17 protein-coding genes, 1 other RNA gene and 2 pseudogenes are annotated in these 13,457 nt (G+C 70.5%); 3 read left to right on the top strand and 17 right to left on the bottom strand.

Features of this window, described 5'->3' with window-relative positions:
- From AC2YHJ_RS26760 to AC2YHJ_RS26720, 9 genes and pseudogenes are all read right to left on the bottom strand, one after another.
- Positions 1-401, bottom strand: a pseudogene (locus AC2YHJ_RS26760) (hypothetical protein); the annotation flags it as partial.
- Between the two features lie 44 nt (positions 402-445).
- A complete protein-coding gene (gene tolR, locus AC2YHJ_RS26755) occupies positions 446-967 on the bottom strand; it encodes a protein TolR (RefSeq protein ID WP_487399241.1) in 522 nt (173 codons plus the stop codon).
- Positions 968-971: 4 nt separating this feature from the next.
- Positions 972-1,739, bottom strand: coding sequence for a protein TolQ (gene tolQ / locus AC2YHJ_RS26750; RefSeq protein WP_487399240.1), 768 nt, complete (start codon positions 1,737-1,739; stop codon positions 972-974).
- 46 nt (positions 1,740-1,785) lie between these two features.
- A complete protein-coding gene (locus AC2YHJ_RS26745) occupies positions 1,786-2,256 on the bottom strand; it encodes a YbgC/FadM family acyl-CoA thioesterase (protein ID WP_487399239.1) in 471 nt (156 codons plus the stop codon).
- A complete protein-coding gene (ruvB, locus tag AC2YHJ_RS26740) occupies positions 2,253-3,293 on the bottom strand; it encodes a Holliday junction branch migration DNA helicase RuvB (protein WP_487399238.1) in 1,041 nt (346 codons plus the stop codon). The genes AC2YHJ_RS26745 and ruvB overlap by 4 nt, the downstream gene beginning before the upstream one ends.
- Positions 3,290-3,907: a Holliday junction branch migration protein RuvA gene (ruvA, locus tag AC2YHJ_RS26735; RefSeq protein WP_487399237.1), complete on the bottom strand. Its 618-nt coding sequence runs from the start codon at positions 3,905-3,907 to the stop codon at positions 3,290-3,292. The genes ruvB and ruvA overlap by 4 nt, the downstream gene beginning before the upstream one ends.
- Positions 3,904-4,422: a crossover junction endodeoxyribonuclease RuvC gene (gene ruvC / locus AC2YHJ_RS26730; protein WP_487399236.1), complete on the bottom strand. Its 519-nt coding sequence runs from the start codon at positions 4,420-4,422 to the stop codon at positions 3,904-3,906. Before ruvC ends, ruvA begins: the two co-directional genes overlap by 4 nt.
- A 39-nt stretch (positions 4,423-4,461) precedes the next feature.
- Positions 4,462-4,836 (bottom strand): annotated as a pseudogene (locus tag AC2YHJ_RS26725) (YkvA family protein); the annotation flags it as partial.
- A 12-nt stretch (positions 4,837-4,848) separates the two neighbouring features.
- On the bottom strand, positions 4,849-5,601 hold the full coding sequence (locus AC2YHJ_RS26720; protein WP_487399235.1) for a YebC/PmpR family DNA-binding transcriptional regulator: 753 nt from the start codon (positions 5,599-5,601) through the stop codon (positions 4,849-4,851).
- 122 nt (positions 5,602-5,723) lie between these two features.
- Here AC2YHJ_RS26720 and AC2YHJ_RS26715 point away from each other — a divergent pair, with 122 nt between their 5' ends.
- On the top strand, positions 5,724-6,353 hold the full coding sequence (locus tag AC2YHJ_RS26715) for an MSMEG_1061 family FMN-dependent PPOX-type flavoprotein (protein ID WP_487399234.1): 630 nt from the start codon (positions 5,724-5,726) through the stop codon (positions 6,351-6,353).
- A 56-nt stretch (positions 6,354-6,409) separates the two neighbouring features.
- Here AC2YHJ_RS26715 and AC2YHJ_RS26710 read toward each other — a convergent pair whose 3' ends face one another.
- Entirely contained in the window at positions 6,410-7,363 is a 954-nt protein-coding gene (locus tag AC2YHJ_RS26710) for a tripartite tricarboxylate transporter substrate binding protein (protein ID WP_487399233.1), read from the bottom strand.
- A gap of 29 nt (positions 7,364-7,392) precedes the next feature.
- Positions 7,393-8,298, bottom strand: coding sequence for a dioxygenase family protein (locus AC2YHJ_RS26705; protein WP_487399232.1), 906 nt, complete (start codon positions 8,296-8,298; stop codon positions 7,393-7,395).
- Positions 8,299-8,435: 137 nt separating this feature from the next.
- Between AC2YHJ_RS26705 and AC2YHJ_RS26700 the strand changes: the two genes are divergently transcribed.
- On the top strand, positions 8,436-9,479 hold the full coding sequence (locus AC2YHJ_RS26700) for a uroporphyrinogen decarboxylase/cobalamine-independent methonine synthase family protein (protein WP_487399231.1): 1,044 nt from the start codon (positions 8,436-8,438) through the stop codon (positions 9,477-9,479).
- Between the two features lie 6 nt (positions 9,480-9,485).
- Here the strand turns inward: AC2YHJ_RS26700 and AC2YHJ_RS26695 are convergent, their stop codons facing one another.
- The 6 genes from AC2YHJ_RS26695 to AC2YHJ_RS26670 all read right to left on the bottom strand — a co-directional run bounded on the left by AC2YHJ_RS26695 (position 9,486) and on the right by AC2YHJ_RS26670 (position 12,870).
- Positions 9,486-10,277 carry an SDR family NAD(P)-dependent oxidoreductase gene (locus tag AC2YHJ_RS26695; protein WP_487399230.1) on the bottom strand — a complete coding sequence of 264 codons (792 nt, stop codon included), beginning with the start codon at positions 10,275-10,277 and terminating at the stop codon, positions 9,486-9,488.
- Between the two features lie 68 nt (positions 10,278-10,345).
- Positions 10,346-11,167 carry a TIGR00282 family metallophosphoesterase gene (locus tag AC2YHJ_RS26690; protein ID WP_487399229.1) on the bottom strand — a complete coding sequence of 274 codons (822 nt, stop codon included), beginning with the start codon at positions 11,165-11,167 and terminating at the stop codon, positions 10,346-10,348.
- Positions 11,164-11,754 carry a 5-formyltetrahydrofolate cyclo-ligase gene (locus tag AC2YHJ_RS26685; protein ID WP_487399228.1) on the bottom strand — a complete coding sequence of 197 codons (591 nt, stop codon included), beginning with the start codon at positions 11,752-11,754 and terminating at the stop codon, positions 11,164-11,166. Before AC2YHJ_RS26685 ends, AC2YHJ_RS26690 begins: the two co-directional genes overlap by 4 nt.
- Before the next feature lie 371 nt (positions 11,755-12,125).
- Positions 12,126-12,280: non-coding RNA, 6S RNA (gene ssrS / locus AC2YHJ_RS26680), on the bottom strand.
- A gap of 9 nt (positions 12,281-12,289) precedes the next feature.
- Entirely contained in the window at positions 12,290-12,634 is a 345-nt protein-coding gene (locus AC2YHJ_RS26675) for a cell division protein ZapA (RefSeq protein ID WP_487399227.1), read from the bottom strand.
- The gene (locus tag AC2YHJ_RS26670; protein WP_487399226.1) at positions 12,634-12,870 is read right to left on the bottom strand and encodes a hypothetical protein; all 237 of its coding nucleotides are present in this window, start codon (positions 12,868-12,870) and stop codon (positions 12,634-12,636) included. Before AC2YHJ_RS26670 ends, AC2YHJ_RS26675 begins: the two co-directional genes overlap by 1 nt.
- A gap of 97 nt (positions 12,871-12,967) precedes the next feature.
- On the opposite strand from AC2YHJ_RS26670, the gene AC2YHJ_RS26665 reads away from it, so the two are divergent.
- Positions 12,968-13,396: a hypothetical protein gene (locus AC2YHJ_RS26665; RefSeq protein ID WP_487399225.1), complete on the top strand. Its 429-nt coding sequence runs from the start codon at positions 12,968-12,970 to the stop codon at positions 13,394-13,396.
- Positions 13,397-13,457: the final 61 nt, after the last annotated feature.

Genomic DNA, 13,457 nt, shown 5'->3' with positions numbered 1-13,457 from the left:
GTCACCCGCGGCGCCGGGACGGGGTCCGGCGACGGCGCGGGTGGCGGCGTCGGCGCGGTCGGCTGCGCCTGGGATGGCGAGGGCGGCGTAGGCGCGGAAGCCGGCGCGGGCGGCGGCGGGGGCGGTGGCGGCGGGGGCTGCGGCGGCTGGTTGCGCGGTGGCTCAGGCGCGGGGGGCTCGGGCGTCGGCGGTTCCGGCGTCGCCTCGGGCGAGGGCGGTGCGGGGATCGGCCGGGGCACATCCGCCTGGGCGAGCTGGGGCGGCCCCGGAGAGACCAGCTCCACCGCGATGCCCTGTTCCTCCGGTTCGGGGATTGTCCGGGCAAGCACGAACAGCGTGCCGATCACCAGGATCAGCGCGTGCATCCCCGCGGAGACCATGCCCCAGCGGTTCAAATCCATCCGTGTGGTCCAGGAGGGTAGGCCCACCCCTCCGCTCCCTTCGATCAGTTTCGCGACTGCTGCGCGCCGGTCCGCCCGGCAGGGCGCGGCGGCGTCGCCGGCGCGGCGCCGGCGGGGCGAGCGGCACCGCCTGGCTGTTCGGCCAGCAGGGCGACGCGGGTGAAGCCGGCCGCGGCGATGGTGCCCATCACCTCCATCACCTTGCCGTAGGCGATGGCGCGGTCACCGCGCACGAAGATGCGCCGTTCCGGCGCGCCCTGCGGCTGGTTGGCCATGATCGCGCGCAGCTGGGGCACGAGGTTGTCCATCGGCACCTCGGTCTCCTGCAGGAAGACGCGGCCCTGCGGGTCGACCGAGATGGTCAGCGGTTCGGTTTCCTGGTTGAGCGGGGAGGCCGCGGTGCGCGGCAGGTCCACCGGCACGCCGACGGTCATCAGCGGCGCGGCCACCATGAAGATGATCAACAGCACGAGCATCACGTCGACCAGCGGCGTGACGTTGATCTCGGCCATCGGGCGGTAGCGATACCGGCCGTTGCCGCGCCCCCCGATCGTCGAACCGGCCATGGCCCTACTCCGCCGCCGAGGCGGCCGGTGCGGCCTTGTCGTTCGCCGCCGTTTCCGTCTGGCGCGACAGGATGGCGGCGAATTCGGTGGCGAAGGATTCCATCCGCCCGGCGAAGCGCGCGAGGTCGGTGGTGATCTTGTTGTAGGCGAGCACTGCCGGGATGGCCGCGACCAAGCCGATGGCGGTGGCGAACAGCGCCTCCGCGATGCCGGGCGCGACCACGGCGAGGTTGGTGTTCTGCATCCCCGCGATGGCGGCGAAGGAATTCATGATGCCCCACACCGTGCCGAACAGGCCGATGAAGGGGGCGACCGAACCGACCGAGGCAAGGAAGACCATCCAGCGTTCCAGCCGCTCCATCTCCCGCCCGATGGTCACGCCCATGGCGCGTTCGACGCGTTCCTTGGCGCCGCCGAGCAACGCGCCGTTGCCGGCCGACCGCCGCCATTCGCGCATCGCCGAGCCGAACACCGCGGCGAGCGGATGGGACGGCTCCTCGCCTTCCTTGGCGTAGAGGTCATCGAGGCTGCCGCCGGACCAGAAGCGGTCCTCGAAGGCGTCGGCGGCGCGGTTGGCGCGGCGGATGCTCGTCACCTTGTCGAAGACGATGGCCCAGACCCAGATGCTGGCGAACAGCAGCCCGATCATCACCGACTTCACGATCCAGTCGGCCTGGAGGAACAGCCCCCAGAGCGAAAGGTCGTGTGCAGCCTGTCCCAGCGCCTGAGCGGTCACGGCTCCGTTCACGCCAACTCTCCTTTCCCGCCCCATCCGGGGCGTTCGCGGCCGAGGCCGCCTGCAATACGATCCGGGGCGTTCAGCCTGCCACTTCCGGCACGACCAGGCCCCTCAGCACGCTCCGCCATGGTTCGGGCAACGGCACGGGCTTGAGGGACCCCTGCCCCACGCAGACCAGGCCGACCTTCAACCCAGCAAGCCGTTCACCCGATGCGCCCGTCCCCTCCGCCGTCGCGCGGACGGTCTGGCTGAGGAGGATCTGGGCGCCGGTGACCCGCAGGATGGCGGTCTCGACAACCAAGGCGTCGTCGAGCCGGGCGGGGCGCCAATACTCCACTTCGATGCGCCGCACCACCAGCAACGCATTGTGACGTTCGATCATAAATTGATGCGGCAAGCCTATGGCGCGCAAGGATTCAGTTCGCGCCCGTTCCGCCCAATGCAGATAACGGGCGTGATAGGCCATTCCCCCGGCATCGGTATCCTCGAAATACACCCGCAGGTTGTATCGATGGATGCCGTCAACCCTATCTGGTTCGGTACCGCTCACGCATCCGTGTCCCGCAGAAGGTCAAGCTGCGCGACCATCGAGGCCGGCGGGGCGAGTCCCAGGTGCCGCCAGCCGCGTTCCCCCAGCATGCGTCCGCGCGGGGTGCGCAGCACCAGGCCTTCCTGGATCAGGAAGGGCTCGACCACTTCTTCCAGCGTATCGCGGCCTTCGGCGAGGGCGGCGGCGAGCGTCTCGATCCCGACCGGGCCGCCGCCATGATGCTCAGCGATGCGACGCAGGTAGCGCCGGTCCATGGCGTCGAGGCCGAGGGCATCGACCTCGAGCCGCAGCAGCGCGGCATCGACCATGGCGCGGTCGGCGGCGCGCTGGTCGACCATCGCGAAGTCGCGCACCCGGCGCAGCAGGCGCCCGGCGATACGCGGCGTGCCGCGGGACCGCTTGGCGATCTCCATCGCGCCGTCGTCGGACAGCGCGAAGTTCAGCTTGCGCGCACCGCGGGTGACGATGCCGTGCAGTTCCTCCGCCGTGTAGAACACCAGGCGCAGCGGAATGCCGAAGCGGTCGCGCAGCGGCGTCGCCAGCAGCCCGGCGCGCGTCGTCGCGCCGATCAGCGTGAAGGGCGGGATGTCGATGCGCACGGTGCGCGCCGCCGGCCCCTCGCCGATGATGAGGTCGAGGCAGAAATCCTCCATCGCTGGATAGAGCGTTTCCTCGATGGCGGGTTGCAGGCGATGGATCTCATCGACGAACAGCACGTCGCGCGGCTGCAGGTTGGTCAGGATGGCGGCGAGGTCGCCGGAGCGCTGCAACACCGGGCCGGAGGTGGCGCGAAAGCCGACGCCCAGTTCGCGCGCGACGATCTGCGCGAGCGTTGTCTTCCCAAGCCCGGGCGGGCCGTGGAACAGCACATGGTCCATCGGCTCTGCACGCGCCTTGGCCGCGGCGATGAAGACCGAAAGGTTCTCGCGCAGGCCCTGCTGGCCGGTGAAGTCGGCGATGGTCTGCGGGCGCAGCGCGTGCTCGCCGTAGTCGTCGTCCTGGCGTTCGGGGTCGGTGATGCGGTCAGTGCTGCTCACCGCGCCATCTCCTTCAGCCCGTCGCGGATCAGCGCGTCGAGGGTGGCGCCATCACCGAGGCGCTTCGCCACGCGGGCGATGGCCGCCGCCGCCTGCGGCTGCTTCCAGCCGAGATTGACCAGTGCAGAGACCGCATCGGATTCCGCGCCCGCTTCCGGCGTGGCGGCTGCCAGCGCACCCTCGCCATCGGCTTCCGGCGTCGCGCGGCCAACCGCCCATTTCTGCATCGCGGGCTCATCGACGATACGGTTGGCTGTCGCTGCCCCCAGGCCCTTCACCTCCGACAACCGCTTGCGTTCCTTGCCAGCGATGGCACGCGCTAGGCCATCGGGCGTCAGCGAGGACAGCACGATCAGCGCCTTCTGCGGCCCAACGGTCTTCACCTCGATCAACGCGCGGAAGGCCTCGCGCTCGGAGGCATCGGCGAAGCCGTAGAGCGTGATGGCATCCTGGCTGACGCGGGTTTCCACCAGCAGGCGCTGGGCGCCCTCGCGTCCCGACAGCGCATCGAGCGTCTTGCGCGAACAGGACAGCAGGTAGCCGACGCCGTTCACATCGAAGATGCAGCCACCGTCATGGGTGGCCTCCACGCGGCCCTTCAACTGCCCGATCATGCCGGCTGGTACCCGCGCGCGAGGGCCTGCTTCGAATGACGGTGATGCGCGTGGCAGATCGCCACCGCCAGCGCATCGGCCGCATCGGCCCGCTTGAAGGTCACCCCCGGCAGCAGGTGCTTCACCATCGCCTGCACCTGTTCCTTCGCCGCGTGGCCGTTTCCGACCACCGCGCGCTTCACTTCCATCGCGCCGTATTGCGCAACCGCCAAGCCCGCCAGCGCCGGTGCCAGCACCACCACGCCGCGCGCCTGGCCGAGCTTCAGCGCGGAATCCGGATTGCGCGCGACATAGGTGTTCTCGACGGCGGCTTCCTCCGGCGCATGCAGGTCGATCACGGCGGCAAGGCCGCGATGCAGCGCGAGCAACCGGTCCGGCAGGTCCTCGGCCGGGGTGGTGGAGATGACGCCCTCGGCGATGAAGCGCAGCCGGAAGCCGTCATGTTCGATCAGCCCCCAGCCGGTGTGCTGGAGGCCGGGGTCGAGGCCCAGGATGCGAATCGGCCGGCGGGACATGGCGCGAGGTTCTACCAGAAGCGCGCCCGCGCCGCGCCGTCAGCCGGCCAGATGCGGCCAGGCCAGCCAAGCGAGCCCAGCCGCGGCGCCGATCCAGACCACGACGATGGCCACGGCCGCGACTTTGCTGACCGGCCGGGCCGCCGCCCCCGCGGCACGGGCCCGGCATTCCGCCATGACTTCGGCCGGGATCAGCCGAATGACCACCAGGATGCCGATGGGCAACAGAATGGCGTCGTCGAGATAGCCCAGCAGCGGCACGAAATCCGGGATCAAGTCGATCGGCGAGAGGGCATAGGCCGCGAGCGCCATCGTCAGCGCCCTGGCATACCAGGGCGTGCGCGGGTCCCGCGCCGCCAGCCACAGCGCATGCACATCCCGCCGGATCGCCCGCGCCCAGCCCTTCAGCCGCGCGAGCATGCCCGTTCAGGCGGCCGAGAGCCGTTCCGCCGCGGCCGCATCCACCTCGAAATTGGCGTAGACGTTCTGCACGTCGTCATTGTCGTCCAGCGCGTCGATCAGCTTCAGGATGTCGCGCGCCTTCTCCTCGTCGAGGTCGATGGTGGTCGACGGCCACCATTCCAGCTTCGCGGCCTCCGCCTGGCCGAAGGCGGCTTCCAGCGCGTCGCGCACGGCAGCGAAATCCTCGACCGAGCAGGACACCTCATGGCCGTCCTCGTCGGTCTCGACATCCTCCGCGCCCGCTTCGATCGCGGCTTCCAGCATGGCGTCGGCGGTTCCGGCGTCGGGCTTGTAGCGCAGCACGCCCTTGCGCTCGAACTGGAAGGCGACCGAGTTGGTCTCACCCAGCGCGCCGCCATTCTTGTTGAAGATGGAACGCAGGTCGCCGCCGGTGCGGTTGCGGTTGTCGGTCAGCGCCTCGACGATGATGGCGATGCCATAGGGGCCGTAGCCCTCATAACGCACCTCCTCGTAGTCCTCGCCCTGCCCGGCGGTGCTGGCGCGCTTGATGGCCCGGTCGATGGTGTCGCGCGTCATGTTGGCGACCAGCGCCGCCTTCACGGCGGCGCGCAGGCGCGGGTTCATCGCCGGGTCGGGCATGCCCGTCTTGGCGGAAACGGTGATCTCGCGGATCAGCTTGCCGAAGGCCTGGGCGCGCTTGGCCCCCTGGGTGGCCTTGCGGTGCATGACGTTCTTGGCGTGCGAATGGCCGGCCATGGCCGCCTCTCTGTCTCGAATTCGTGGAAATGAAGGATCGGGCGGACTTTTACCGGCCCCGGCGGGGGCGGGGCAAGCGCGGGCTGGCGCGATGGGGCCGGGTCGGGTCAGACTGCGGCGCCATGGACATCCAGACCCCCGCCGATCCCTTCGCCATCACCACCGAGGCGCAGCTCCGCGCTTTGTATGGGGAGGCCTCGGAGCTCGCCTCGAAGAAGGTCTCGCCGCGCGTCGAGGCGACGGCGCGCGCCTGGATCGCTGCCTCCCCATTCTGCGTGCTGTCCACCGTGGGCAGCCGCGGGGTGCATGCCACGCCGCGCGGAGACGCGCCGGGCTTCGTCGCGGTGGAGCCGGACGGTACGCTGCTGATCCCTGACCGGCGCGGCAACAATCGGCTGGACGGTCTGCGCGACATCCTCGAGGACAACCGGGTTTCGGTGATCTTCTTCATCCCCGGCGCGGCCGAGGTGCTGCGTGTGCACGGCACCGCCCGCATCAGCAGCGACCCGGCACTGACCGCCCGCTTCGTCGAGCGCGGCAAGGCGCCGACCACCGTGCTGGTCGTGACGGTGTCGGACCTGTTCATGCAATGCGCGAAATCGGTGATGCGGTCCCGCCTGTGGGACGGCAGGCCGCGCCCTGAGGGCCTGCCGACCATGGGCAAGCTGATCGCCGCGCATAGCGGCCGCGACCTCGACACGGTCGCCTATGACCGGGATGCGCCGGCGCGGCTGGAGCAGACGATGTACTGAAGGGGCCCGCCGGCCCCTGGCGGGCTGGCTTGGAGGGGCAGAGTCCCCCCCAACCTTCAATTCAACCGTATTCCCCGAAGCACTTCCGCCTTCTGCTCGATATCGGTCTGCAGCCGCCGGGTGAAATCCGCCCGGTTCAGGAAATAGTTCGCCGGCTGCGACCCGGTGCGCGCCGCGGCGCGGTAGGTTTCGCTCTGCGCGGCGGTCGCACAGGCGGCTTCGATGCGGGCGATGCGGTCCTCAGGCGTGCCGGCCGGGGCGAACAGCCCACCGAAGGACGCCGGCGCGACCTCGAAGCCTTGCTCGATGGCGGTCGGCGCGTCGGGCCAGTCCGGGTGGCGCTGCGCGTCGAACACCGCGAGGACGCGGATGTCGTTCCGTCCCGCCGCGGACCCCAGAACGATCGATCCCACATCGATGCGGCCCTGCAAGACCTCGGTCATCACCGCGGAATCGGCGCGATAGGGGACGTGCTCGATATCGGCGCGCGCGGCACCCAGCCACTGCACCATCGCCAGGTGCGGGATGGAGGTGACGCCGAGCGTGCCGTAGGTCATCCGCCCCGGATTGGCCTGGGCCGCCCCCTGCAGGTCGCGCAAGGTGCGGATCGGGCTGTCGGGCTTGACCACCAGCGCCATGGAGTTGCTGAACACCTGGCAGATCGGGCGGAAGCTGTTGGTCTGCAGCCCGCCCTGCGGCTGCGTCACGGGCAGGACGGAGGCGACGAGCGCGGGAACGAACAGCAGCGTGTAGCCATCCGCCGGCGCCCGCGCGACCGAGACCGACCCGACCAGCGCCGCCGCCCCTTCGCGGTTCACGGCCACCACCGTCTGGCCGAGCAGCGGCTGCATCTGCGCCGCGAGCACCCGCACCAGCAGGTCGATCGCATTGCCAGGCGGGTAGGGCAGCACGATCTGCACCGGACGGCTGGGGAAGGCCTCCTGTGCGCGCGCGACGGCGGGCAGCGACAGGGCAGCCGCGGTCGCGGCCAGAAGGCGTCTCGTGATCATTCTTGTTTCCTCCCAGGCGCAGGGGTGGCTCAGCCGGCGGGCACGAGTTTCGACGGGTCCGACCCGACTCGCCCGCCCGCGTCATCGGTCGCGCGTGACAGGGTGAAGTCGTAGCGCACGCTCGGGACAGCCGGGTCCGGCGCACCGGGCAGGCCCGTCTCGGGCGTCACCACCAGCGAGCGCGAGACACCAAAGACGGTGTCGCTGTCGATATACTGGTCGTCGCCGAGATACAGCGCCGTGACGAGTTCCCGGTATCCAGGCGCTGCAACGAGGATGTGGATATGCGCCGGGCGGCAGCCATGCCGTGCCTGCTCGCGCACGAGCGCGCCAACTGGCCCGTCCATCGGGATGGAGTATCCGATCGGCCGCAGGGTGCGGACGTGATACCGCCCCTGCGCGTCGCATTGCAGCCGCGCGCGCATGTCCATCACGGACGGGTCATTGGCCTGCAAATCGTATTGTCCGTCGGCATCCGTCTGCCAGATGTCGATCGTGGCACCCGCGATGGGGCGGCCTTCGGCATCGCTGACCTGACCGAACACCGCCAGTTCCGGCCCCTTGGCGATGCGCGCGATGGTCCCGCCGAGTTCAATCTCCGGCGCGCCTTCGCGGAAGAAGGGGCCGAGCAGGCTGGTCTCGGTGCCCGCGGCCTCGCGCCCCTTGGCGTCATGCATGACATTGACCAGCCGCGACAGGCCGATGGTGTCCGACAACAGGATGAATTCCTGGCGGTAGGGCGTGCAGGCCTGGCCGACCGCGGTCAGGAAGGCGATGCCCTTCAGCCATTCGTCGGGGGTGAGGTCCACCTCGCGTGCGAAGGCATGCAGGTGGCGCACCGCCGCTTCCATGATCTGCCGCAGCCGCGGATCGGGAGTGTCGGCCATCTGCGCGATGACGGCATCCGTGATGCCTTCGACATCGAGGTCCTGCATGGTTCCCTCCTGGGATCGGCGGCAGCCTGCGGAGCATCGCCGCGCCGGTCAATCGCAATCACGCCGTCCCTTGCGGGCGCCATCCACCCGCCACAGATTGCCGGTCCGCGCCGCAAGGTGCCCGGGGAGGATCCGCCATGGCCAAGGCCACCAAGCTGCTGCCCACGACCGTCGTCGGCAGCTACCCGCAGCCCGCCTGGCTGGTCGATCGGGACGTGCTGACGAAGAACAACGTCGTCCCGCGCGTGCGGCTGAAGGAGATCTGGCGCGTGCCCGAGGATGCGCTGGAACTGGCGCAGGACGACGCGACGCTGATCGCCATCCGCGACATGGAACGGGCGGGGATCGACATCATCACCGATGGCGAGATGCGGCGCGAAAGCTACTCCAACCGCTTCGCCCTCGCGCTTGATGGCGTCGATATCGACAATCCTGCTGTTGTGACGGGCCGCGCCGGCAAGCCCACCACGGTGCCGCGCGTGACGGGCGCGCTGCGGCGGCGCCATCCGGTCGAGGTACGCGACATCGCCTTCCTGCGTGCCAATACCGACCGCCAGGTGAAGATCACCCTGCCTGGCCCCTTTACCCTGTCGATGCAGGCACATGACGAGCATTACGGCGACGATGAGGCTCTCGCGATGGCCTATGCGGCGGTCGTCGCCGAGGAAGCCCGGGACCTCAAGGCCGCCGGGGCCGACGTGATCCAGCTCGACGAGCCCTGGCTGCAGGCGCGCCCGGAACAGGCCATGCGCTATGGCGTGAAGGCGATCAACCGGGCGCTGGAGGGCGTGGCCGGGACGACGGTCGTGCATCTGTGCTTCGGCTATGCGGCGCTCGTGAAGGAAAAGCCGTCGGGCTATTCCTTCCTGCCGCAACTGGCCGACAGCACGGCGGCGCAGATCTCGATCGAGGCGGCGCAGCCGAAGCTCGATCTCGGCATCCTGTCCGACCTGTCGAACAAGACGATCATGCTCGGCGTGCTCGATCTCGGCACGGATGAGGTCGAGACGGCGGAGGTCGTGGCCGGCCGGCTACGCGCGGGGCTGCGGCATGCGCCAGTGGAACGGCTGGTGGCTGCGCCGGATTGCGGCATGAAGTACCTGCCGCGCGACCGCGCCTTCGCGAAGCTGAAAGCGCTTGCCGAAGGCGCTGCGATCGTGCGGCGGGAACTGGCCGGCTGAGCGCAGCTACAGCAACCCGCGCGCGATCCCGCCATCGACGTTCACGGTCTGGCCGGTGACGTAGGCCGCGCGTGGGCTCGACAGCCACAGCACCATCGCCGCGATCTCCTCCGGCTGGCCGAAGCGGCCGAGCGGGATTTCATGGGCGAATTCGGCGATGACCTCCTCGGGCGGCACGTTGCGCTCGGCCGCCATCTTCGCCGCGCGATCGGTCCACAGGCGCGTCAGGGTCCGGCCTGGGGCGACGCAGTTCACGCGGATGCCCTCGGCGGCATATTCGCCGGCGAGCGTCTTGGTCAGCCCCAGCAATCCCGCCTTGTGGACGTTCGACACGATCTGGTTGGGATAGGGCATGCGCGAGGCCGCGGCACCCAACAGCACGATGGACGGCGCGCTGCCTTTTCGCAGCAGCGGCAGCGATGCGCGCACCACCCGCACCGCGGACAGCACGTTGAAGCCGTAGTTGCCGAGCCAGTCCTCGTCCGACAGCGCCTCGAAGCCCGAGCGGATCGAACCGCCCACGGCATCGACCAGGGCGTCGAGCGCACCCCAACGTGACGCCACCTGCGCCAGCAGGCGATCCGCCGCGCCGGCTTGCGTGATGTCGGCAGACAGATGCGCCGGGCGCCGGCCGGTCGACGCGGCAATGCGCTCCGCAGCCGTCGCGATGCCGGCCGGATCGCGGGAGACGATCAGCACCTCCGCCCCCTCCGCCGCCAGCATCTGCGCCGTCGCGAAGCCGATCCCCGCCGAGGCGCCGACCACCAGCACCCGTCGTCCCGCATAGCCAAGGTCCATCCGTCGGTTCTCCCCTTACTTCGTCGAACTGGTGAGTATCCGGCGCGCCGCCTACCGCCGGTGATGCCTCATGGCGCGGGCATCACCTGGGACAGCGTCCCACCGAGGCGCAACGGCTCGGCGCGCTTCGCGAGGCCGGTCGAGTCATCCGTCTCGACAAACAACCCGCAGATGGTTGCCTCGGCCTCGGCGGGCGCCAGGCGTTCGGCCGGCACCTTGCGCCAGAAGCGCAGGGACGCGCCGCCCTTCTGCATGCCGATCACGCTGTCATAGTCGCCGCACATGCCCGCATCGGTCTGAAAGGCGGTGCCGCCGGGCAGGATGCGATGATCGGCCGATGGCACATGCGTATGCGTGCCGATCACCAGAGAGGCGCGCCCGTCGAAGGAATGCGCCATGGCCTGCTTCTCGCTGGTCGCCTCGGCGTGGATGTCCACCACGACCGCCTGCACGCTGCCCTGCGACCCGAGCGTGTGCTTCGCGAGTTCGCCCTGCACTGCGCGGAACGGGTCGTCGAGCGGTTCCATGAACAGCCGGCCCATCACCTGCACGACGAGGGCGCGGCGTCCACCGGGCACGCTCACCACCGCAGCACCCTGGCCGGGCGTGCCCGGGGCGTAGTTCATCGGGCGGATCAGGCGCGATTCCTCGGCGATGAAGGGGATGATCTCCTTGCGGTCCCAGGCGTGGTTGCCGAGCGTCAGCACATCCGCCCCGGCGGTGAACAGCGCGCGGGCCATGTCCGGGGCCAGGCCGAAGCCGTGCGAGGCGTTCTCCGCATTGATCACGACCAGGTCGAGCGCGAGGTCGCGCCGCAGCCCCGGCAGCGCGGCGACCACCGCATCCCGCCCCGACCGCCCGACGATGTCGCCGAGGAAAAGGAGCCTCACGAAGCCCCGCCGCAGATCACCACGCCATTCTCCGTCGCCACGCGCCCGAGCCGAAAGTCGTTCGGCCCTGCCGGCACTCCCTGCATTTCCTGCGCGGCATAGGCAACCCCGATGGCCGTCGCCCCGGTCAGCCCGGCCAGCGTCCGGTCGTAATAGCCGCCGCCATAGCCGAGCCGCCGGCCTGCGCGGTCGAAGGCCAGCAGCGGCACCAGCAGCCAGTCCGGCGAGACCTCGGGCCCATGAACAGGCTGGCGCGTGCCCATCGGCCCATGGCCGAGCGGGTCGCCCGGTGCCCAGCGACGGAAATGCAACGGCTGGCCGCGTTTCGGCGTGACCGGCAGGCAGAGCGGCTGCCCGCGCGCATGCAGCGCGAGCAGCAGCGGCCGGATGTCGATCTCCGGCCCCATCGGCCAGAAGCCGGAGACAAGCGCGCCGGGCGGCGGCGGACAATCGCGCAGCACCACCCCGGCCAGTGCGTCCCCCTTCCCCGCCGGATCCACCGCCGCGCGGCGCGCGAGGGCGACCTTGCGCGCCTCCGCCTTCATTTCGGCCAGCAGCACGTCGCAATAGGGGGCGTCAGCGTTCATCGCAGCAGCCTACCTCAGCCGCGGAAGGGCCGCGCCCCCGACCACCGGAACGGGTCGAGGCACCTGCTTCGATCCGGAACCGCAATGCCGCACGTCTGATCGACCCGCCGCGTCCAGCGCAGCACAGGAAACCGAGACCCGCGCCTGAGACAATGAGGCGGATCGAGGCCGCGCCTCGATCCGGGAGCGCACAGCGCGACCGCGCCCAACCCGCCCGTCGGCGCCAACGCCACAGCGCAGGACGCGAAAGCCAAGCCCGCGGATGCGGGCGCCGGCGTCTGAGGCATGAAAAAACCAGCGGCCCGTCACCGGGACACTGGCCGTCGATCATCAGGGTCGTGCGCCGTGTCCGGCGCAACATGCGGGCCGCGTGCGGAGCCACCCTGGCCGCTGGCGTCTCATCCTCCCAAGGCCTGCTTTCGCAGGTGGGCACCAGATACCTGGACCAAGATCCAGACAGAGCCAGCTCCCGGAGGATGTGCATTGGCCCCGGGGATGAATTGCCTGGCGCGCCGGGCAGCCCCGCCCAGGGAACCTAGGCGCGCTCCAGCCCCGCTGCAATGGCCTCGATCGCCTCGGCCAGGCCGTTCAGCCGCTCGGCGAGCGCCGGGTCGGGTTCGGCACGGGCGGGCATCGGGGCGGCGACGGCGCCGCCGGCCTTCAACGCCGAGACCTCGGCCTGCAGGTCGGCCGTCTCGTCGGCGAGTTGCAGCGCGGCGAGCAGCAGCATCCGGGTTTCCCCGAACTGCATGCCCATGGCCTTCAGCGTGCCGATGCGCTTATCGACCTCGGCGGCCATGTTGGTCAGGTGGCGTTCCTGGCCGTCCTGGCAGGCGACCGGGTGGGAATAGCCGCCAACGCGGACGGTGACCTGGGCCATCAGGCGTCCTCGCCCAGCACGCCGCGCAGCCGCGCGATGGTTTCGTCGAGGCGGGCCGCCAGGGCGGCCACCGCGGCCGGATCGACGCCCGGGGCATCGTCGCCGGGCGCCGGCGTGGTCGCGGGACGGGCGCTGGCCGCGCGGGACAACCGCTCGACCGCTGCTTCCAGGCGATGGGTGGCTTCGGCCACCGGATCCACAGCCTCGCTCAATCCGCCCCCTTCGAGGTCCGCCATTCCCTTCCCCACGGAGGCCCGCGGGGCTAGGGGAAAGCCTTGGCAGAGAGGGGCCTCGGGGTCAACGGTGACAGCGTGTGTCAGCAGGCCGGCCGTGGTGATCCATGCGCTGGACCAGGCGGAGGCGGCGTTGGACTCGGCGGGGCCGCGGGGGGTGCTGCTGCTTTCAGCCGCGGCGGCGGGGGGCTTCGCCGGGCCGGAGTGGTTCCTCGCCATGGTGGCGGAGGCGCGGCGGCGGCACCCTGGCGTGCCCTGCGACGCGGCGCTGGATTGCGCGGATGCGGCGGGCAACGCGCTCACCGCCCTGCGGGCGGGTGTTCGCATCATCGTGCTGGACGAGGCCTGCCCGGCCTTCGTGGCCGTCGCGGCCGCGGCCGCGGAGGTCGGGGCAAAGGTGCTGCCGGCCAGGCCGCCGGCCTTCGACCTCGGGCGGATCGACCTGCGCCGGCGCGACGACTGCGCGCGTCTGGCCGCCTGGCTCGCCATGGAAGTGCCACAGGTTTCGCCGACACCGCCGCCATCGTGACAGGGGCGGGTGGCTGCGCTATCGCGCCCTGGATAAGGCCGGACCGAAGGAAGGACGCCAG

The sequence above is a fragment of the Roseomonas sp. SRI_022 genome (genome assembly GCF_057586215.1).
This window is presented reverse-complemented; position numbering and strand designations above follow the sequence as displayed.